Annotated in this window: 16 protein-coding genes; 8 read left to right on the top strand and 8 right to left on the bottom strand. The window is 71.8% G+C overall.

The genetic code is table 11. The features are described 5' to 3' along the window. Positions 1-83: 83 nt before the first annotated feature. Positions 84-2,009 carry a tetratricopeptide repeat protein gene (locus tag ACQEVJ_RS09780; RefSeq protein WP_433099373.1) on the top strand — a complete coding sequence of 642 codons (1,926 nt, stop codon included), beginning with the start codon at positions 84-86 and terminating at the stop codon, positions 2,007-2,009. Positions 2,010-2,135: 126 nt separating this feature from the next. Beyond that, complete coding sequence (purU, locus tag ACQEVJ_RS09785; RefSeq protein WP_433099375.1) at positions 2,136-2,984, top strand: formyltetrahydrofolate deformylase; 849 nt, start codon at positions 2,136-2,138, stop codon at positions 2,982-2,984. Between the two features lie 8 nt (positions 2,985-2,992). On the opposite strand, the gene ACQEVJ_RS09790 is transcribed toward purU, so the two are convergent. Next, positions 2,993-5,056 carry a prolyl oligopeptidase family serine peptidase gene (locus ACQEVJ_RS09790; RefSeq protein ID WP_433099377.1) on the bottom strand — a complete coding sequence of 688 codons (2,064 nt, stop codon included), beginning with the start codon at positions 5,054-5,056 and terminating at the stop codon, positions 2,993-2,995. 301 nt (positions 5,057-5,357) lie between these two features. Between ACQEVJ_RS09790 and ACQEVJ_RS09795 the strand changes: the two genes are divergently transcribed. From ACQEVJ_RS09795 to ACQEVJ_RS09805, 3 genes are read left to right on the top strand one after another with little or no spacing between them, the layout of a single operon-like run. Next, complete coding sequence (locus ACQEVJ_RS09795) at positions 5,358-5,867, top strand: HNH endonuclease (protein ID WP_433099379.1); 510 nt, start codon at positions 5,358-5,360, stop codon at positions 5,865-5,867. An 11-nt stretch (positions 5,868-5,878) separates the two neighbouring features. Next, positions 5,879-6,694: a GNAT family N-acetyltransferase gene (locus ACQEVJ_RS09800; RefSeq protein WP_433099381.1), complete on the top strand. Its 816-nt coding sequence runs from the start codon at positions 5,879-5,881 to the stop codon at positions 6,692-6,694. Positions 6,695-6,746: 52 nt separating this feature from the next. Then, complete coding sequence (locus ACQEVJ_RS09805) at positions 6,747-6,971, top strand: FmdB family zinc ribbon protein (RefSeq protein ID WP_433099383.1); 225 nt, start codon at positions 6,747-6,749, stop codon at positions 6,969-6,971. Between the two features lie 60 nt (positions 6,972-7,031). On the opposite strand, the gene ACQEVJ_RS09810 is transcribed toward ACQEVJ_RS09805, so the two are convergent. Next, entirely contained in the window at positions 7,032-7,526 is a 495-nt protein-coding gene (locus ACQEVJ_RS09810; RefSeq protein WP_433099385.1) for a helix-turn-helix transcriptional regulator, read from the bottom strand. Positions 7,527-7,996: 470 nt separating this feature from the next. Here ACQEVJ_RS09810 and ACQEVJ_RS09815 point away from each other — a divergent pair, with 470 nt between their 5' ends. Then, complete coding sequence (locus tag ACQEVJ_RS09815; protein ID WP_433099387.1) at positions 7,997-8,479, top strand: hypothetical protein; 483 nt, start codon at positions 7,997-7,999, stop codon at positions 8,477-8,479. Positions 8,480-8,539: 60 nt separating this feature from the next. Here ACQEVJ_RS09815 and ilvD read toward each other — a convergent pair whose 3' ends face one another. Together ilvD and ACQEVJ_RS09825 are read right to left on the bottom strand one after the other, a co-directional pair. Then, entirely contained in the window at positions 8,540-10,378 is a 1,839-nt protein-coding gene (gene ilvD / locus ACQEVJ_RS09820) for a dihydroxy-acid dehydratase (RefSeq protein ID WP_433099389.1), read from the bottom strand. Between the two features lie 91 nt (positions 10,379-10,469). Then, complete coding sequence (locus ACQEVJ_RS09825) at positions 10,470-11,249, bottom strand: nuclease-related domain-containing protein (protein ID WP_433099391.1); 780 nt, start codon at positions 11,247-11,249, stop codon at positions 10,470-10,472. A 195-nt stretch (positions 11,250-11,444) separates the two neighbouring features. On the opposite strand from ACQEVJ_RS09825, the gene ACQEVJ_RS09830 reads away from it, so the two are divergent. Continuing rightward, a complete protein-coding gene (locus ACQEVJ_RS09830) occupies positions 11,445-12,872 on the top strand; it encodes an amidase (protein WP_433099393.1) in 1,428 nt (475 codons plus the stop codon). Positions 12,873-12,875: 3 nt separating this feature from the next. Here the strand turns inward: ACQEVJ_RS09830 and ACQEVJ_RS09835 are convergent, their stop codons facing one another. The 4 genes from ACQEVJ_RS09835 to pepN all read right to left on the bottom strand — a co-directional run bounded on the left by ACQEVJ_RS09835 (position 12,876) and on the right by pepN (position 18,659). Next, a complete protein-coding gene (locus ACQEVJ_RS09835; protein ID WP_433099395.1) occupies positions 12,876-13,847 on the bottom strand; it encodes a hypothetical protein in 972 nt (323 codons plus the stop codon). A gap of 9 nt (positions 13,848-13,856) precedes the next feature. Beyond that, a complete protein-coding gene (locus ACQEVJ_RS09840) occupies positions 13,857-15,326 on the bottom strand; it encodes a DUF2207 family protein (protein ID WP_433099397.1) in 1,470 nt (489 codons plus the stop codon). Beyond that, positions 15,326-15,877, bottom strand: coding sequence for a LemA family protein (locus tag ACQEVJ_RS09845; RefSeq protein ID WP_433099399.1), 552 nt, complete (start codon positions 15,875-15,877; stop codon positions 15,326-15,328). The genes ACQEVJ_RS09840 and ACQEVJ_RS09845 overlap by 1 nt, the downstream gene beginning before the upstream one ends. A 217-nt stretch (positions 15,878-16,094) precedes the next feature. After that, positions 16,095-18,659: an aminopeptidase N gene (gene pepN, locus ACQEVJ_RS09850; protein WP_433099401.1), complete on the bottom strand. Its 2,565-nt coding sequence runs from the start codon at positions 18,657-18,659 to the stop codon at positions 16,095-16,097. Positions 18,660-18,841: 182 nt separating this feature from the next. Between pepN and ACQEVJ_RS09855 the strand changes: the two genes are divergently transcribed. Then, positions 18,842-19,450: a mycothiol-dependent nitroreductase Rv2466c family protein gene (locus ACQEVJ_RS09855; protein ID WP_433099403.1), complete on the top strand. Its 609-nt coding sequence runs from the start codon at positions 18,842-18,844 to the stop codon at positions 19,448-19,450. Positions 19,451-19,471: the final 21 nt, after the last annotated feature.

A 19,471-nucleotide genomic window follows, 5' to 3' on the forward strand; every position in this document is an offset into this window, starting at 1 on the left:
CGAGCCACATCTGGGTCCGGGGAGACCTCTCCCGGGACCGCGTGGCGGCCCTCCGAGCGCTTGCCCCGGAGGTGCCGCCCTCCGTGGCGCCCGTCGTCAACGGGCACCGCCGGCTACGCGGTCCGTACACGATCGGTGGCGCGATCCTGCGCGCCCTCGTCCCGGTCGCCTTGGAGCGTTCCCCGGGTCTGGTGGCGGAACACGACATCGAGATCCGCGCCGTCGCTCCCAGCCTGCGCCCCCTCGTGCCGGCACGGCGGCAGAGCATCGAAGCCCGCCTGACGGAGGACGAGCGGATCCTCGTGCCCGCGCCGCGCCGCACGCTGCGGATCGCCAACGGGATCGCCGAGTTCGTCCGCGACTGCCTCGAAGGGCCGCGGACGCTGCTGGTGGACAACCTGCACGAGGCGGATCCGGCCGACCGTGAACTGTTGCGGGTCCTGGCGCGCCGGGTGCCGGATCTGACGCTGGCCCTGGGCTCCGCGGAGCCGTCGTGGGAGGGCACGCAGGAGGGCATGCGGCTGGTGGAGGCACGGGCCCAGGGAGGGCCGCCCGACGACTACGTCGCCTCGGACTGCACCTCCGACGACCCCCGGGCCTACCGGGCGTACCTGTCGCTGCCGCCGGAGGAACGGGAGCGCCGGCACGACCGGCGCGCCGCCGAGCTGAGGGCCGGCGCCGCGGCGGCGGAGCACGCTCTGGGCGCGGTGCCCTACCACCTGGAGCACGCCGGCGACCTGGACGCGGCGGCGCGAGCCCTGTGGGCGGCGGTGGACCACTGCGTCACCGAGGGCTTCCTGCACGCGGTCGTGGAGCTGGGCTCGCGCGGCCTGCGGCTGGTGGAGCCGGGTTCCGACCTGTGGTGGCGCTTCATCCACCGCACCGCGACCGCCCTGGCGGGACTGGGCCGGCGGGCGCACGCGCAGGAACTGTACGACCAGGCCCGGCGGGTCAGCGTCGATCCGGCCGTGCACGCCGCCGCCGCGTACGGCACGGCGATGCTCGACGCGCGCGACCGCGATCCGGCGCGGCGCGACCTGGCCAGGGCCAGAGCCTGGATCAATGAGGCGATAGCGATCTCCACGCTGCTGCCCGACCGGCGGACGCGAGCCTTCAAACTCGGGTTCGACCAGAACGGCCGCGCGCTGATCGAGCTGCGGGAGGGGCGGGCCGACGAGGCGCTGAGCCTGGTGCGGTCGGCCATCGACCTGGCCGAGCGCGACCTTCCGCCGGACGCCCACCCCGTGCATCGAATGGTGCTGTTCGCCAACCGCGCGCAGCTTCTCGCGCGACTGGGCCGCAGGGAGGAGGCGCTGGCCGACTTCGACCGGGCCGTCGCGATCGACCCGGGCTTCCCCGACCACTACCTCGACCGGGGCAACCTGCTGTTCGAGATGGGACGTACGGACGCGGCGCTGGCCGACTACGAGACCGCGATGCGGGTGGGCCCGCCGCTTCCCGAGGCGTACTACAACCGGGCGGAGCTGCGCCTGGCCGCCGGGGACCTGGACGGCGCCCGGGCCGACCTCGACCACGTGCTCGAACTCGACCCCGGTTACCTCGACGCGTACGTCAACCGGGCCGGCGTGCTGGAGATGCTCGGCGAGCACGAGGCCGCCAGGGCCGACGTCGAGGCGGGGCTGGCCCTGGACCCCGGCAACGCGCACCTGCACGGCGTGCTCGGGCAGCTGGAGACCGAGGCCGGCCGCTACGCGGAGGCCGCCCTGGCCTTCGACGCGGCGCTGGCCGCCGACGCCCGCCTGGCCTCGGCCTGGGCGAACCGCGCGACCCTGCGGTTCGAGACCGGCGACGCGCGGGGCGCCGTCGACGACCTGACCCGGGCGATCGAGCTGGGCGAGGAGGCGGCCCTGTACTTCAACCGGGCCACCGCGCTCGACGCGCTCGGCCGGGGCCGGGAGGCGCTGCTCGACCTGCGCCGGGCGCTGGCCCTGGCCCCCGGCGACCCGGACGTACGCGCGGCGCTGGAGCGGCACGAGAAGGAGGGATGACGCGGGGGGACACCCACGGCGGGCGGCCGGCCGGTCGTCCGCCGTGGGTGTCTCCACCTGCCCGCACCCTTCGATTCGCTGGCCCTACCCTTGAAGCCGACATCGTCACCCGTCGAGGATCTGAGCATGAGCGCTGAATTTGTGCTGACCCTGTCCTGCCCGGACCGGCCCGGGGTGGTCGCGGCCGTCTCCGGGCTGCTGGCCGGGAAAGGCTGCAACATCATCGAGAGCCAGCAGTTCGGCGACCCGGTCGAGGAGCGGTTCTTCATGCGCGTGCAGTTCTCGAGCGGGTCCCCCGCCGACGAGCTGCGGGTCGCGTTCGCCTCGCTCGCGTCGGAGTTCGCCATGGAGTTCCAGCTCTTCGACCTCGCGGTGCGGACGCGGGCGCTGGTGCTCGTCAGCCGGTTCGACCACTGCCTCAACGACCTGCTCTATCGGGTGCGCTCGGGCCTGCTGCCCATCGAGATCGTGGGCGTCGCGTCCAACCACCCCGACCTGCGCCCGCTCACCCAGTCGTACGGCGTGGACTACCACCACCTGCCGGTCACCACGGAGACCAAGCCGCGGCAGGAGGCGGAGATCCTCACACTGGTCGACCACTATCAGGCCGACCTGGTCGTGCTCGCCCGCTACATGCAGGTGCTCTCGCAGGAGATGTGCGCCAAGCTCGCCGGGCGCATGATCAACATCCACCACTCGTTCCTGCCGTCGTTCAAGGGCGCCAAGCCGTACCACCAGGCGTACTCCCGGGGCGTGAAGCTGATCGGCGCCACGGCGCACTACGTGACGCCCGACCTCGACGAGGGACCGATCATCGAGCAGGAGGTCGCCCGGGTGAACCACACCCACTCGTCCGAGGACCTCGCCGCGATCGGCCGTGACCTCGAATGCCAGGCGCTGGCCCGGGCCGTCCGCTGGCACGCCGAGCACCGCGTGCTGCTGGACGGCCACAAGACCATCATCTTCCCGCGCTGACCCTGCCCTCAGCCGACCTTCAGGCCGGTGTGCCGGGCCAGGAACGCGAGCTGGTCGGCCGAGAGATCGACCGACCGGCTCACGGCCCGGGCGCCGTGCCCCACCTCGGTCTCGTTGCGCAGCAGGATCGGGCGGTCGCCCGCCTGCGCGTGCTGCAGGGCCGCCGCCATCTTCCACGCGTGCAGGGGATGGACGCGGGTGTCGGAGGCGAACACGGCGAACAGCGTGGCCGGGTACGACACCCCCTCACGCACGTGGTGGTACGGCGAGTAACCCCACAGCCAGGCGAACTCCTCCGGCACGTCGGCCGAGCCGTACTCGACGTTCCAGGTCGCCCCGAGACCGAACTTCTCATACCGGACCATGTCGAGCAGTGGGGCCAGGCAGACGACGGCCGCGTACAGGTCGGGACGCTGGGTGAGTCCCGCGCCGACGAGCAGGCCGCCGTTGGAGCCGCCGGAGATGGCGAGCCGGTCCGGGCTGGTGACGCCGGTGGCGATGAGGTGCTCGGCCGCGGCGTGCAGGTCGTCGAAGACGTTCTGCTTGTTGCCGAGCATGCCGTCCCGGTGCCACTGCTCGCCCTCCTCGCCGCCGCCGCGCAGCTGGGCGACCGCGTAGACGCCGCCCGCCTCGACCCAGGCCAGCGTCGTGGCGGAGAACCCGGGGCTCATCGGGACCCCGAAGCCGCCGTAGCCGTACAGGATGGTGGGGCGGGGCCCGGAGCCGGGGCGTGAGGTGACCAGCATGTGCACCTCGGTGCCGTCCTTGGACCGGTAGACCACCTGCTCGGTCGTCGCCTCGGGCACCTCCACCGCGCCGGGGGGCGCCTCCCAGAGCGAGGTCTCGCCGGTCAGCGCGTCGTAGTGGTACACCGCGGTCGGGGTGATGCCGTCGGTGTAGCTGAACCAGGCCTCGTGCCCGCCCTCAGGACGCTCGAAGATCCCCCCGATCGAGCCGAGCCCCGGCAGCGGGGCCTCACCGATCCGCTCGCCGCTCTCCAGGGTGTGGACGGAGATCTCGCCGATCGCGTGCCGGGTCCAGCCGGCGAGCAGGACCGGGTCGGCCATGCCGTCGAGGATCGCGAAGTCGGACAGCACCGCCTCGGCGTCCTCGGGGATCAGGTCGCGCCAGTGCTCCGAGCCGGGCGTCTCCGGCGCGGTGACGCAGACCCGCCCACGTGGGGCGTCGAGATCGGTGAAGACGTAGAGCCGCCCGTCTCGGCCGAAGTGGAGCCCGGTCTGGGCGTCGACGTCCTGCTGCACGGTGACCAGTTCCGGCGCCTGCGGCGACGAGGCGACCAGGTCGGCCACCCACAGGTCGTTGCGCGGGGCCGTTCCCCGTGAGGCGGAGATCGACAGCCATCTGCCGTCGAGGGAGACCGAGACTCCGTAGTAGTTGGTCTTCTCCAGGCCCTCGCCGAAGATCAGCACGTCGTCGTCGGGCGAGGTGCCGACGCGGTGCAGGTAGACGCGGCGGTGGAACTGCTCCTCGCCGGCCGGGACCAGCGCGGGCGCAAGCCTGCGCACGTAGTAGAACGCCTCACCGCCGGGCAGCCAGGCCACGGGGGAGTAGCGGCAGCGGTCGATCGGCCCCTCGACGACCTTCCCGGTCGCCACGTCGACGACGTACAGGCGCGACTCCTCGTCACCGCCGACGGAGATCTGGTAGGCCAGCCGGTTTCCCTCCTTGTCCGGCTGGTAGGAGTCGAGCGTGGTCAGGCCCGAGGGGTCGAGGGCAGTGGGGTCGAGCAGCGCGCGCTCGCCGGCTCCGTCCGCGACGTACAGGACCGGATGCTCCTGGTCGGGGGCCCGGCGGGTGAAGAAACGGCGCTCGCCGCGCCAGGACGGCGTGCCCACCGACCCGGAGCGCAGCAGTTCGGCGATGCGCTCGCGGAAGTGGTCGCGCCCTTCGAGTTCGGCGGACCGGAACAGGGTTTCCTGCGCGTCCAGCCACTCCTTCGTCGCCGGGTCGTCCGGATCCTCCAGCCACCGGTACGGGTCGGGGACGGGCGTTCCGTGGAGATCGTCGACGATGTCGTCACGGCGGGCTGGTGGGTACGGCACTAGGCTCATGCTGGCACTTTAAATCAGCCGGACGACTGCGACGGTACATCGTCCGTACCCGGCCAAGGCGGGAATAAAGGGGTGAACAGCTGGGCATAGAAGCAGCAGGCGTTCCAGTCGTTCACCTCGCGGACCCTTTTTATGGGGTGGCGAAGGGGCCGCCGAGAAGGCCACACTTTGCTGAAGGGCGGTGCCGTGGTGACGATCCGCTGGGCCGTCCGGCGGAGGTCCCTGTGACGGAAGCACCCGGGTCCCAACAGACGGGGCCACAACCCAGGCGCACAGCCGAGACCGCTGTGGAGGCCGGCTGATGCGCCAAGTCCTGCTACTGAACGCCACATACGAACCGCTGACCACGCTCTCCCTGCACCGGGCCGTCATCCTGGTGCTGAGAGAGAAGGCGGACGTCGTCCATCGCGACGGCCGGGGCGCGGTACTGCGCTCGGCCACCTGCACGCTCGACGTCCCGTCGGTCATCCGGCTCCGGCGCTACGTCCGCATCCCCTACAGGACGCGTATCCCGCTCACCCGGGCGGCGCTGATGCGCCGGGACAACTTCCGCTGCGCTTACTGCGGCCAGCGGGCCGAGACCATCGACCACGTCATCCCGCGGTCCCGGGGAGGCCCCCACACCTGGGAGAACTGCGTCGCCTCGTGCATGCCGTGCAACCACCGCAAGGCCGACAGGCTGCTGGAGGAAATCGGGTGGGCGCTGCACGTGGCCCCCGTGGTGCCGCACGGCGCGCACTGGCGGCTCATCGGCGCGCAACTCGACGGCGATCCGCAGTGGGCGCCCTACCTGTCGGAGACGGCGGCCTGACGGGTGACGTCATGAAATGGACGATCACCGCCGACGTGGAGGAGTACGCCGCGGCGGCCGAACCCTGGCTGCTGCGCGATCCCGTCCGCAACACGATCATGCTGACCGTGCTGCGCGGGATCCGCGGCGGCCAGTTCACGGCCGATCCCCTGCTGGCCTGGCTGGAGGACGGCGACACGGTGGCGGGGGCGGCCTGCCGGACGCCGCCCTATCCGCTCGCGCTGGGCGACGTCCCGCTCGCGGCGCTTCCCCTGCTGGCGCGGGATCTGATCGAGATGGACCACGACGTGCGCGCGGTCGGCGGTCCTGTGGCCGCCGCCGAGGCGTTCGCACGCGCCTGGTGGCGGCCGGAGACACACCGGCGGGCCGAGCGGCTCTACCGTCTCGGCGCCCTGCGGGCTCCCTCCGCACCGGGGAAGCCCCGCGTCGCCGGCCCCGACGACCTGCCGATGGCCGTGCGCTTCTTCCAGGAGTTCCAGGACGAGGCGCACGTCGACCGCACGGCCGATCCCACCCCGGTCGTCGCCGCGCGGGTCAACCGCGAGGAACTGATCTGGTGGGAGGACGACGACCGGCCCGTGTCCATCGCCGGCGTCTCCGCGCCGATCGCCGGCATGTCACGGATCGGGCCCGTCTACACCCCGCCCGAGCTGCGCGGGCGGGGGTACGGCAGCGCCGTCACCCATGCGGCCAGCAGGAAGGCGCTCGACGACGGGGCCGCCGAGGTCCTGCTGTTCACCGATCTGAACAACCCCACGTCGAACTCGATCTACCAGCGGCTCGGCTACCGGCCCATCGCCGACTACGCGACCATCCACTTCGCCTGAGGGTGTCCCCCGGGGCGCTCGCGGTCGCCGCGCCTGGCCTTAATCTGGACGCATGCCTCGCTATGACTACCGTTGCCGCGCGTGCGGGTCGACGTTCGAGCTCAACCGTCCCATGGCGGAGTCCGGCGACCGGGCGGTGTGCCCCTCCGGCCACGACGACACCGTGAAGCTGCTGTCCACCGTGGCCGTCACGGGCAGGGCGTCCGGGGCTGCCGCCGCCCGTCCGGCGGGCGGTGCGGGCGGCGGATGCTGCGGCGGTGGCTGCTGCGGCGGCTGATCTGACCTGTGTCCCGCGTGTGGCCCGCGGGCGTGAGTGCCACGCCCGCGGGCCGCGGACTCAGGCCGCGGACGGCCGCCTGGTCCGTGAGCGTCGCTGGAACGGCAGGTAGCGCTGCGGCAGGTGGGGGCGGGCCGGCAGGTCGGTCGGCTCGACCGCCAGGATGCGGTCGAAGCGGAAGGCCCTGATCGACCGGCGCATGCGGCACCAGCCGACCAGATACCAGAACTCGCCGTGGACCAGGCAGGTCACCGGCTCGACGTCGCGGACCGTCATCCGGCCCCCGGCGTCGTGATACTGGATGCGGATCACCAGTCGGGCGGTGATCGCGTTGGCCACCGCCCGCGCCCGGCGGGCGACGTCGGTGGGCAGCGGAGTGGTCAGGGTGGTCAGGGTCGTGGCGATGACGTCGTCGTCCAGATCGAGGTGCTCGAAAGCGTGGCGCAGGCCGCGCCGGGCGGTGACCGACTGCGGGCCGGCACCGAGGTGAGCGAGCGACAGGGCGAGGGCGGCAAGTTCCTCGGCGGTCAGCGAGTGCCGAATGACGTTGGCCATACCTCGACAATAACGACGAGGACTGACATTTTTCCGAACGCTCGCTCGATGCAAGGGGCAGGAGGAGCTGCCTTCGTGGGCACATTTTCCTGTCGTTTCCACCCGGGCGAGCGGACACGGCGCCGGACGTAGCCGGACCGTTGTCCGATGCCGCCGCGCCGGGCGTGATCGCGCCTTCGTGCCCGGACGCTGAATATTTCACCGGGCCGGGACGCGCTCGAAATCGCGGCGGGCCTGGTTTGCGAAACGTTTCGCCGAATCTCCGGCATGCATTTCGCGATCGCCGCTGCATATCGGATTCCGGCCGATGGACCCGGCCGGTAACAGGTTTCGGGCCCTCGGCGGAGTGCGATTTCGCATATCGGCCGCAGGATGTTCCGGCCTGCCGAAAACGCAGGCGATTGACGGTGTACCGGGGGAGGTGGTGCATTCGCTGTGGCTGATGTCAGAGGCGGGAGAAGGGACTACCCATGTTTGCTGCGAAATCGGCCCGGCGGGTGCTCGCGCTCGGTGCGGCGCTCGCCACGACCGGCGTACTGAGCCTGGCGCTCGCGCCCACGCCTGCCACGGCCGCCACCGTCACGCTGCAGGCCACCGTGGACTGCCTCAACAACAACTACTCCGGGGACACGAGGGACTGGTACCCCTCCATCCCGAGCGTCGTCACCTCGCCCCCCTCCACGTCCACGCCGGTGCCCGGCGGCAGCGTGGTGGCGGACCCGGCCACGCACGCGTGGCATTTCTCGCAGGCACTGCCCAGCGGGGCCACATCCGTCGGCGTCGCCGCCCTGTGCAGCAGTGGCCACACGTACGACCTCACCGGCTCCGTGGGCAGCGTCAGCATCCCCGCGGGCACCACCACCGTGACCGCGAGCTGGGGCTGCACCACCAATCCGGTCTACCCCGGCCCGTGGGTCACCAACTGCAGCCTGCAGTCGGTCTCGTACAGCTGAGCGCCATGAAAGACGCGGGGCCGCCTCCGTAACCACGGAGGCGGCCCCGAGCGGCAGGCTCTAGCGGGAGAGCTGGGACAGGTCGCGGGACGCGCCGGTCGATGCCGAGGTGGTCAGCGCGGCGTACGCCTGCAGTGCGGCCGACACCGGGCGGTGCCGGTCGCGCGGCCGGTAGCCGCCGAGGTCGGCCAGCAGCCGCTCGCGGCGGGCGGCCAGCACGTCGTCGGCCACCTTGAGCTCGATCGAGCGGCCGGGGATGTCGATCTCGATGATGTCGCCGTCCTCGACCAGGGCCATCGTGCCGCCCTCGGCCGCCTCGGGGGAGGCGTGGCCGATGGACAGGCCCGACGTGCCTCCGGAGAAGCGGCCGTCGGTGACCAGCGCGCACGCCTTGCCCAGGCCCCGGCCCTTGAGGAAGCTGGTCGGGTAGAGCATCTCCTGCATCCCCGGGCCGCCCTTGGGGCCCTCGTAGCGGATGACGACCACGTCACCGGGCTTGACCCGGTCGCCGAGGATGCCCTCGACGGCGTCCTCCTGCGACTCGAACACGACGGCGGGGCCGGAGAAGCGCCAGATCGACTCGTCCACGCCGGCCGTCTTGACCACGCAGCCGTCCTGGGCGAGGTTGCCGTACAGCACGGCGAGGCCGCCGTCCTTGGTGTAGGCGTGGTCGAGGTCGCGGATGCAGCCCTCGGCGCGGTCGACGTCGAGCGACTCCCAGCGGGCGTCCTGCGAGTACGCCTTGATGGTCCGCACGTTGCCGGGCGCCGCGTGCCACAGCTCCACGGCCTCGTCGGTGACCTCGGGCGACTTGGGGTCCCACTTGGCGATGTACTCCGCGATGGAGGCGGAGTGGACGGTCGGCAGCTCGCGGTGGAGCAGACCGGCCCGGTCCAGCTCGCCGAGGATGCCGGGGATGCCGCCCGCCCGGTGCACGTCCTCGACGTGGTACTTCATCGTCGCGGGGGCGACCTTGCACAGGCACGGCACCCGCAGCGACAGCTCGTTGATCTCCTTGAGCCCGAAGTCGACGCCCGCTTCGCGGGCGGCGGCCAGGATGTGGAGGATCGTGTTGGTGGATCCGCCCATGGCGACGTCGAGCGCCATCGCGTTCTCGAACGCCTCGCGGGTGGCGATGCTCCTCGGCAGGACCGACTCGTCGTCCTCCTCGTAGTAGCGCCGGGCGAGGTCGACGATCTGCCGTCCCGCGTTCTCGAACAGGGTCTTGCGGGCCTTGTGGGTCGCCAGCGTGGTGCCGTTGCCGGGCAGGGCCAGGCCGATCGCCTCGGCCAGGCAGTTCATGGAGTTGGCGGTGAACATGCCGCTGCAGGACCCGCAGGTCGGGCAGGCGTTCTCCTCCATCGCCAGGAGGTCGGCGTCCGACACGCTCGTGTCGGCGGAGGCGATCATCGGGTCGATCAGGTCGAGCTTGCGGCCGGGGATCTTGCCGGCCTCCATCGGGCCGCCGGACACGAAGATCGTGGGGATGTTGAGCCGGAAGGCGGCGAGCAGCATCCCAGGCGTGATCTTGTCGCAGTTCGAGACGCAGACCAGCGCGTCGGCGCAGTGGGCGTTGACCATGTACTCGACCGCGTCGGCGATCAGCTCGCGGGACGGCAGCGAGTAGAGCATGCCGCCGTGGCCCATCGCGATGCCGTCGTCCACGGCGATCGTGTTGAACTCGCGCGGGATGGCCCCCGCCTCGCGGACCGCGCCGGCCACCACCTCGGCGACCTCGCGCAGGTGCACGTGGCCGGGCACGAACTGGGTGAAGCTGTTGGCCACAGCGACGATCGGCTTGCCGAGGTCGCTGCCCGCTACGCCCGTGGCCCTGAGCAGCGCACGGGCGCCGGCCATGTTTCTGCCATGAGTGACAGTGCGGGACCTGAGAGCGGGCATCGAGGGACCCCCATCCGGAGACTACTGAGTCTTCAAATGGTACGACCAGTGCCCGGCTGCCGAGACCCGCTGTCCACGACTCGGAACGTGTCTACTCGGGATACCGCGCGGGCAGCACGCGTTCGGCGGCCCGGAAGATCGCGTCGATCTCGGCGGTGGTGAGCGACCTCTCCCGCTTGGTGATCCACTTGCGCACCAGCCCGCCGGAGAAGACGTCCACCTCACGGATGTTGAGGATGCGCCACGGGATCGGCGGCCCGTAGATGGCCAGGGACGGCACCACGGTGATCTCCCGGCCGAGCGCCTTGCTGATCAGGTCGCTGGCCTGCGCCGCCTCCCACCGGGCCTCGTCGAGGCGCGGCTTCTGGTTGAACGGGCCGTGGAAGAGCTTGCGGTGCGACTGGACCCGGACGGGCAGCCGCTTGTCCCACTTCTCCGAGTCCACCGCGTACACGCCGGTGGGCCCGACCACCAGGTGGTCGATCTGCGCCTCGCTGCCGGGGATGGCCCGCGCGTGCAGCGTCTTGTACCCGTTGCGCTCCAGCTTCTTGAGCTGGGCCTCCGTCTGACGCTCCGCCGCGGAGGCGCGCCGCCACGCGGGGATGGTCGAGACCGTCCTCGCTCGGACGACGGCGTCGGCGACGCACGCGAGGATGGCCGCGGTGAGCCCGAGCCGCCAGCTGCCGAAGAGCACGGCGAACACCACGCCCGCCGCGACCGCGATCAGGGCCCGGCGGCGCAGGTGGCGGTATCGCGTGTCCTGCCACAGGCTGCTGAGCGACGTGCGCTCGACCGGAGCGTACGTGGGAGACTCCGGCGCCTCAGGTGGCGCCGAAGGGCGTTCCGCCTGCTCCGACGATTGGTCACCCACCCAGATAGGTGACGTATCGTGACCGTCTTCTGGCGCTAGACCGGTATCCACATCACTCACGGTAGTTGAGCCGTCAGCAGCTTGCCTAGTGTTGGATGGTTCATACTTTTGTGGCCTGCTTGAGCCGATTCGTTGCGCGGAAGTGCGGGTATCTTCTCTAGATATCCGCGGCCCGGAGGCCTACCGTTCGGTAGCGTGGCGCACATTCACGATCTTACCGCCCTTGAGCAGGCGGCAGCCGTACGTACGGGTGAACTTTCTCCCGTCGAGATCACCGAGCACTACCTGGAGCGCATCGAGCGGCTCGACCCCGGCCTGGGGGCGTTCGTCACGGTGACCGCCGACCGGGCCCTGGCCCAGGCGCGCGAGCAGGAGACCCGGCTCGCCGCCGGCGACGCCGAGGACCTCCCCCCGCTGCTGGGCGTACCGATCCCGATCAAGGACCTCAACTTCGTCAAGGACGTGCCGGTCTACTTCGGCTCGGCCACGTACGAAGGGTTCGTCGCGCCCGCGGACGACAGCGTGGTCGAGCGCCTGCGGGACGCCGGCACGATCATGCTGGGCAAGACCAGCACCCCCGAGTTCGGCATGCCCTGCTACACGGAGACCTACCTGCACGAGCCCACCCGCACGCCGTGGGACACCACACGGTCGGCCGGGGGGTCGAGCGGGGGAGCGGGCGCCGCCGTCGCGGCCGGTCTCGCGCCCGCCGCGCAGGGCAGCGACGGAGCGGGCTCGATCCGCATCCCCGCCTCCGTCTGCGGCCTGTACGGCATCAAGCCCAGCCGCGGCCGCATCTCCGCGGCCCCGATCATGCCCGACCTCGCGGGTCTGTCGACCAACGGACCGCTGGCCAGGAACGTCGCCGACGCCGCGGCACTGCTGGACGTCATGGCCCACAACAATCCCGGGGACCTCTACCACGCTCCGGCGCCGGCGCTCGGGTCGTTCTCGGCCTACGCCGGGCGGGACCCGGGCCGCCTGCGGATCGCCAGGTTCGCCACGCCCGCCGTGCCCGGCGCGGAGGTCCACCCCGACGTGCTCGCGGCGTACGAGAGCGCCTCGGCGGTGCTGGAGTCGCTCGGCCACGAGGTCGAGGAGATCGCGCCGCCGTTCGGCCCGGACGTGGTGCCCGAGTTCGTCAAGATGTGGTTCAGCTTCTCCTGCATGCACCCGGTGGCGGAGGAACTGGAGCCGAAGCTGCGCCCGCTCACCGCGTGGCTGCGCGAGCGCGGCCACGCCGTCTCGGCCCCCGAGTTCCTCCAGGCGCAGTCGACGCTCCAGCTCGCCACCCGGTTCGCGATGCTCGTGACCGACGCGTACGACGCGGTGCTCTCGCCGACCGTCACCCAGCCGCCCGTGCCGCTGGGCTGGTTCGAGGACGTCGAGTCGCCCGAGGAGACGTTTGAGCGGATGATGCGCTTCGCGCCCTTCGCGGCCATCTACAACGTGAGCGGCCAGCCCGCGGTGAACCTCCCGCTCCACTGGACGCCCGACGGCCTGCCCATCGGCGTCATGCTGGCGGGCAGGTACGGCGACGAGGGGACGCTCATCTCGCTGTCGTCCCAGGTGGAGGCGTCGGTCGGTGGCTTCTGGGGGGATCGCAGGCCGCCGGTCTGGTGACGGCTACCCCTGCAGGAGTTCCACGACGTACGCGGAGACGTCGGCGAGCAGCGTGGCCGGCCGCACCGGCGCCGCGGCCACGGCGGAGAACAGGGCGGGCAGTCCCGGCAACGGGAAGCCGTCGTCTGCGGTGACCGCGGCGGCCGCCTCGTGCTTGGCCAGCGCGGCGCGGCTACGCTCCCACGCCTCCAGCACCTCCTCCGGCGACGGCACGCCGAAGCCGTGGCCCACCGGGGCGGCGTGGCGCAGCCGTACGAGCGGGGTCTCGGCGAACGCGAGCGCGATCCGGCAGCGGGCGGACAGGTCGTCGAGGTCCGGCACCCAGTCGAGGGCGGTGCAGGGGGTGCGGCATCGGCCCGCGCAGGTGGCGAGGGCACCCGCCACCTGGCTGTGCTGCCGGTCGAAGTAGGCCCGCCAGCCCGCGGGCGGCTCCACGGCCACCCGCAGCGTCCGCTCGGCCGCCGACCGCTCGGCCCTGGTGTGGTCGCACTCCCTGTCGGGCATCAGCCCGAACCGGCTGCCGGGGGCGCGTAAGCCCTCCGGCCAGCGAGCCGGGTCGCCCGCGTGGCCGAGCGCGGGCTCGAAGGCGAGCAGCGGGAGATACTCGCTGCAGATGTGCACGGCCGCGATCATCGCGCTGAGATCGCGCCGCCGCCAGCGGGCCTCGACGACCTCGAGGAGCAGCGCGTACGCCGGCCGCAGCGAGTCGAGCGCGCCGCGCGGCTGCTCCCTCGGCGTCTGCGGCATGTGGCACGCGCGGGCGCGTCTGCGCAGGTCGGCCGGCACCGTCTGGGCGTCGATCTCGGTGTGGAAGTCCTCGGCATCGAGGGTGAGCAGCCGCTGGCCGAACTCGCAGACCGACGCCACCAGGGCCGCCCGTCCGCCCTCCCCGAGCACGGCCGGCGCGAGCGCGCCGACGTCGCCGAACGAGTACCTCCCGGCCAGGGCGATCAACAGGTCGTGGGCTGAGTGCACCCGACGACCCTACTCAGGGCGCCGTCCGCCGTCCGCCGGGCCATCCCACGTGCGCGGCGGGTGGTGGGGCAGGACGCGCACCTCGCCGAGGTTCTCCGGCGCGTCCACCAGGTATTCGCCGGTGTCGTCGTAGGTGGCGGCGTCCCGCAGGCGCGAGCCCTCGATCACGTCGATCCGCCTGATCCAGCCGAGCCTGCGCCCCGCCACGGCCCGCACCCTGTCGCCCTCCCGCAGGGGGCGCCACGTCTCCTCGCTCAGGCACATGGCCCTGACGTCGCGGGAGCCCCCTTCGTCGATCGCGCACCAGTACGTCCATTTGGGGGTGTCGTTGGCCTTGCCGCCGTCGGAGAAGCGGCGCAGCCGGACGATCTGGCCCTCGACGGCCGCCGCGCCGCCGAGGTCGGAGATCGCGTAGACGATCGGCAGGCCGGCGACCGCCAGTCCCACGGCGAGGGCGGCGGGCAGGACCAGCCCGTCCGGCCACACGCCGAAGGCGGTGGCGACCACCAGGAGGATCCAGGTGAAGAACCCGGCGAACCAGCCGGCCGCGAGGCCCCGCAGGATCGTCGTCCCCGGCGGCCGGCCCCACAGCAGGCGCGAGGGGTAGCGGACGGTCACGACGTGCCACATCCCGCCGTAGTCGGACCAGGCCCGGTTGTCGTCGGCGGGGGTGCTGACCGGCAGGCTCCTGACGGCCCGCGGCGCGAGCCCGAGCGCGGCGGCGTACGCGAGGTGGCGGCCCCAGATCGTGACCGAGGCGGCGGGCTGCTCGGCGAACCGCCCGGTCGCCCGCAGGTGCTCGCGGACGCCGAGCCAGTGCGCGGCGGCCCTGGCCCCCTCGGCCGTGCCGCGCTCCCCGTTCAGCCTGTTCATCAAGCCCATGAGCAGGGCGAAGGACACGATCGCCGCGCCGGGCCCGCCCTCGTGGTCGGCACGGGCGCCGTCGATGGAGACCGCGATGCCGATCGCCGCGGCGGGGACGCTCGCCGCCACGCCGAGGAGCAGCGCGTGGGCTCTGCTCCAGCGCGGCCGGGACAGGCCCTGCGCCCGCGCCTCGACGATCACCTTCTTGCGGAAGCTCTTCCACCACCGGCCGAGGTCGCGCGAGCCCTCGGCCAGCGCCCCTGTCGCCACCACGCCGTCGACGGCCAGCGAGCGTACGTGGTCGTAGACGAGCCGCTCGTACGGCCGCAGGTCGCCCGGCTCCTTACGCAGCCGTACGAGGGACAGTTCGGGGCCGATCTCCTCGACGGCCACGACGCCCCTGGCGGCCAGGTCGAGCAGGGTGGCCGAGGGCGCCTCGTCGCACAGCCGCCAGTGCCCGGTGATCAGGTCGACCACCGCTGGGGACTGCCCGCCGAGCTCTCCGGTGGCCGGACCCGGCTCGACGTCCGGGTTCCTCGTCGCCACGGCGAGCGCGAGCAGGAGCAGCAGCCACAGGCCGGTCGCCGCCGCGGCGGCCATCCAGGCGGCCATCATCAGAACCTGACCTGCACGGGCCCGCGCTCCTCGCCGGGCGCCCGGAAGTACTCGCGGGGGGTGAAGCCGGTCATGCCTGCCACGATGTTGGCGGGCACCGTCTGGATGGCGTTGTTGTAGGTCAGGACGGCGTCGTTGTAGTACTGCCGGGAGTAGGCGATCCGGTTCTCGGTGGCGGCCAGCTCCTCCTGGAGCTCGGCGAAGTTGGCGCTCGCCTTGAGGTCGGGGTAGGACTCGGCCACCGCGAACAGGCTCTTCAGCGCGCCGGACAGCATGTTCTCGGCCGCCGCCTGCTCCTCGGGGCCCCGGGCGCCGATGGCCTGGGAGCGCGCCGCGACGACGGCCTCCAGTGTGGCCCGCTCGTGGGCGGCGTAGCCCTTGACGGTCTCCACGAGGTTGGGGATCAGGTCGTAGCGGCGCTTGAGCTGCACGTCGATCTGCGCCCAGGCGTTGTCGACGTTGTTGCGGGCGCGTACGAGGCGGTTGTAGACGGAGACGAGCGTCGCGACGAGGACGGCCACGACGGCGAGGACGACAATCATGGGGATCATGGGGGCCTCCTGCACGGACGGTAGTCCGGGCCCGTTCGCCCTGTAAACGGCCCGGCGTGCCCATGGCACCGCCGGAGCCTTGCACCGGGCTTGCGCCCTGCTTTCATGCCCCCGCCGCTTTCATGCTTCCGCCGACGCCACCTGGTCCCTGACACGCCCGAGGGCCCCGGCAGTGTGCCGGGGCCCTCGGGATCGTGATCGTGCGGCCGGACGCGGATCAGGCGGAGGCGTCCCGCGCCCGGGCGCGCAGCGCCCGGCTGACGCCGTCCGCGCCCTCCAGCAGCAGGCGCCGCAGCGCGTGCGGCGGCTGCTTGGCGGTGATGTGGTCCTGCGTGCGGGCCACGGTCTCCGGACGGATCAGCAGCGCGGGGTAGCAGCCGATGGCGAAGTTCTGCGCCATGTCGGAGGTCCACTCGCTCCAGATCCGCCCGACCTCCTCGAAGTACCGGTCGGCGTACGGCTCCAGCAGCTCGGGGTGGTGCGGGTCCACGAAACCGAGGATCGTGGCGCGCAGCAGCGCGCCGCTCAGCTTTCCTCCCACGATCGTCGCCCAGGTCTCGGCCTTGGCCTCCGGGGTCGGGATCGAGGCCCGGCTGGTGGCGGCCGAGCGCTCGCCGGTCGCCGTGGCGTCCCTGGCCAGCTCCGCGTCGATGTCCCCGGCGCCGAGGACGCCGCCGGACACGAGCGCCTGGATGAGCGTCCAGCGCAGGTCGGTGTCGACGGCCAGGCCTTCGGGCACCTCGGTGCCGTCGAGCACGCTCTTGAGGAACGCCAGGTCCTCGGGCGAGGTGGTGGTCGCGGAAAGAGCGTTGACGTAGGCGAGCTGGTGGTCCGAGCCCGGCTCGGCCGCCGCGACTAGGCGGCGCAGCGCGCCGGCCAGCTCGGCCAGGCCGGCGGCCCGCCACGCCGGGTCGGCGTACTGCTGCACGGCCTGGCGGGCCTGGCGCAGCACGGTCTGCAGGACGGTGATGTCGCGCACCGAGTCGATGCCGGAGACGACCAGCTTGATGTAGTCGCGGGTGGCCATCTCGGCGTCCCGCGTCATGTCCCAGGCGGCCGACCAGCACAGCGCGCGGGGCAGCGACTCGGTGAACGCGGTGATCCCGCCGCCGACGAGGGTGCTCAGCGACCGCTCGTCGAGCCGGATCTTGGCGTAGGTGAGGTCGTCGTCGTTCACCAGCACCAGGTCGGGCTGGACCTCGCCGACCAGCTCGGGCACGGTCGTGCGCGCGCCGACGACGTCGAGCTCGACCCGCTTGGTCCTGGTCAGCACGCCGTCGCGCAGGGAGTACAGGCCGATGGCCACCCGGTGCGAGCGCAGCGTCGGGTGCTCCTGCGTGGCCTCCTGCAGCACGTCGAAGCTCAGGAACCGGCCCTCGTCGTCCGTGGTGAACGACGGCCGCAGCGTGTTGACGCCCGAGGTCTCCAGCCACTCCTTCGACCAGGACGACAGGTCGCGGCCGGAGGTGCGCTCCAGCGCCGACAGCAGGTCCTGCAGGGTGGTGTTCTTCCAGGCGTGCTCGTTGAAGTAGTCGCGCACCCCGGCCAGGAAGTTGTCGAGCCCCACGTACGCGACGAGCTGCTTGAGCACCGAGGCGCCCTTGGCGTACGTGATGCCGTCGAAGTTGACCTCGACGGCCTGCATGTCCGGGATGTCGGCGGCGATGGGGTGGGTGGAGGGCAGCTGGTCCTGCCGGTAGGCCCAGGCCTTCTCGACGTTGGCGAACGTCGTCCACGCGCCCTGGCCCCACCGGGTGGCCTCGGCCTGGCACAGCACGGACATGTAGGTGGCGAACGACTCGTTCAGCCACAGGTCGTCCCACCAGCGCATGGTGACGAGGTCGCCGAACCACATGTGCGCCATCTCGTGCAGGATCGTCTCCGCGCGGCGCTCGATCAGCGCGTCGGTCACGCGCGAGCGGAAGACGTAGTCCTCCAGGAACGTCACCGCGCCCGCGTTCTCCATGGCGCCCGCGTTGAACTCCGGCACGAACAGCTGGTCGTACTTGCCGAAGGGGTAGCGCAGGCCGAAGACGCGGTGGAAGAAGTCGAAGCCCTGCTTGGTGACCTCGAAGATGTTCTCGGGGTCGAGGTACTGCGCGAGCGAGCGCCGCACGTAGATCCCGAGCGGGATCCCGTCGTGCTCGTCCCGTACGACCGCGTACGGCCCGGCGATGAGGGCCGTGATGTACGTCGACATGACGGGGGTCGGCGGGAAGTGCCAGCGCCTGGCGGCCTGCAGGGTGCCGTGCCGCCCGCGGTGCTCCTCCAGCGGCTCGACCGCGTCGGGGGCGGCGTTGGACACCACCTCCCAGTCGCCGGGGGCGAGGACGGTCAGCTCGAAGGTCGCCTTGAGGTCCGGCTGGTCGAAGCAGGCGTACATCCGGTGCGCGTCGGCCGTCTCGAACTGGCTGTGCAGGTAGACCTGCTGGTCCACGGGGTCGACGAAGCGGTGCAGGCCCTCACCGGTGCGCATGTAGGAGCAGTCGGCGTCCACGCGCAGCTCGTTGTGCCCGGCCAGCCCCGGCAGCGGGAAGCGGCCCTTCTCGGCGTCGTAGGTGCTGACGTCCAGCTCCCTGCCGTTGAGCACGACCTTCCGCACGTGCGCGCCGTGGAGGTCGATGAACGTGTCCGCCCCCTCGCGGTCCGACGTGAAGTGGACCGTCGTGACGCTCTCGAACCGCTCCTCGCCCTCGGTCAGGTCGAGTTCGACCTGGTAGGACTGGACGGAGAGCAGCCGAGCACGCTCCCGAGCCTCGTCCCGTGTCAGATTCCCTGCCACACCCGCTCCTCATCGCATGATCAACGCCCCCGATCCCCGCCGCCCCGTCGCGTCAGGGATTGCATGAATCCTGCCACGTCGCGGCGACATGACGGATTCGAGATCGCTCCTACCTGGAATAGGAGAATTCCTGCCCGGGTTGACGACCGAGGGAACCATAGTCCGTTCGAGAGGGTGTCACAGTGTCCGACCGAAAGCTTGTCGATTTCTGGTTCGACCCCGCCTGCCCCTGGGCGTGGATCACTTCACGCTGGATCCACGAGGTGGCCGCGCTCCGTCCCGTCGATGTGCGCTGGCACATCATGAGCCTGGCGGTGCTGAACGAGGACAAGGACATCCCCGACGACTACCGCGCGCGGGTCAGGCAGACGCTCGGCGCCGTACGGGTGCTGGCCGCCGCCGCGGACAAGTACGGCGAGGAGGTCCTCGGCGACCTCTACACCGAGATCGGCAGGCGCTTCCACGACGAGGGGCGCGAGCGCGACCAGGCCACGATCGCCGAGGCCCTGACCGCCGCCGGGCTCGACCCGGCGCTGGTGGCCGCGCACGACTCCGACGAGTTCGACGAGGCGATCCGGCGTTCGCACGGCGAGGGCATCGACCTGGTCGGCCAGGAGGTCGGCACGCCGGTCATCGCCGTCGAGGGCACGGCGTTCTTCGGCCCCGTCGTGTCGCCCATCCCCAGGGGAGAGGCCGCCGCGCGCCTGTGGGACGGCGTCCTGCTCGTCGCCGGCACCGACGGCTTCTTCGAGCTGAAGCGTTCCAGGACCCGCGACCCGATCTTCACCTGAGACTTCACAGGCTCCTTCACC

Origin of the sequence: Microbispora sp. CA-102843, from assembly GCF_050936215.1 — a bacterium.
Taxonomy (GTDB): Bacteria; Actinomycetota; Actinomycetes; order Streptosporangiales; family Streptosporangiaceae; genus Microbispora.

Bases quoted from the DNA above. Each gene is read 5' to 3' on its own strand.
- purU (WP_433099375.1), top strand. From the start codon at position 2,136: ATGAGCGCTGAATTTGTGCTGACCCTGTCCTGCCCGGACCGGCCCGGG.
- ACQEVJ_RS09790 (WP_433099377.1), bottom strand. From the start codon at position 5,056: ATGAGCCTAGTGCCGTACCCACCAGCCCGCCGTGACGACATCGTCGAC.
- ACQEVJ_RS09795 (WP_433099379.1), top strand. From the start codon at position 5,358: ATGCGCCAAGTCCTGCTACTGAACGCCACATACGAACCGCTGACCACG.
- ACQEVJ_RS09800 (WP_433099381.1), top strand. From the start codon at position 5,879: ATGAAATGGACGATCACCGCCGACGTGGAGGAGTACGCCGCGGCGGCC.
- ACQEVJ_RS09805 (WP_433099383.1), top strand. From the start codon at position 6,747: ATGCCTCGCTATGACTACCGTTGCCGCGCGTGCGGGTCGACGTTCGAG.
- ACQEVJ_RS09810 (WP_433099385.1), bottom strand. From the start codon at position 7,526: ATGGCCAACGTCATTCGGCACTCGCTGACCGCCGAGGAACTTGCCGCC.
- ACQEVJ_RS09815 (WP_433099387.1), top strand. From the start codon at position 7,997: ATGTTTGCTGCGAAATCGGCCCGGCGGGTGCTCGCGCTCGGTGCGGCG.
- ilvD (WP_433099389.1), bottom strand. From the start codon at position 10,378: ATGCCCGCTCTCAGGTCCCGCACTGTCACTCATGGCAGAAACATGGCC.
- ACQEVJ_RS09840 (WP_433099397.1), bottom strand. From the start codon at position 15,326: ATGATGGCCGCCTGGATGGCCGCCGCGGCGGCGACCGGCCTGTGGCTG.
- ACQEVJ_RS09845 (WP_433099399.1), bottom strand. From the start codon at position 15,877: ATGATCCCCATGATTGTCGTCCTCGCCGTCGTGGCCGTCCTCGTCGCG.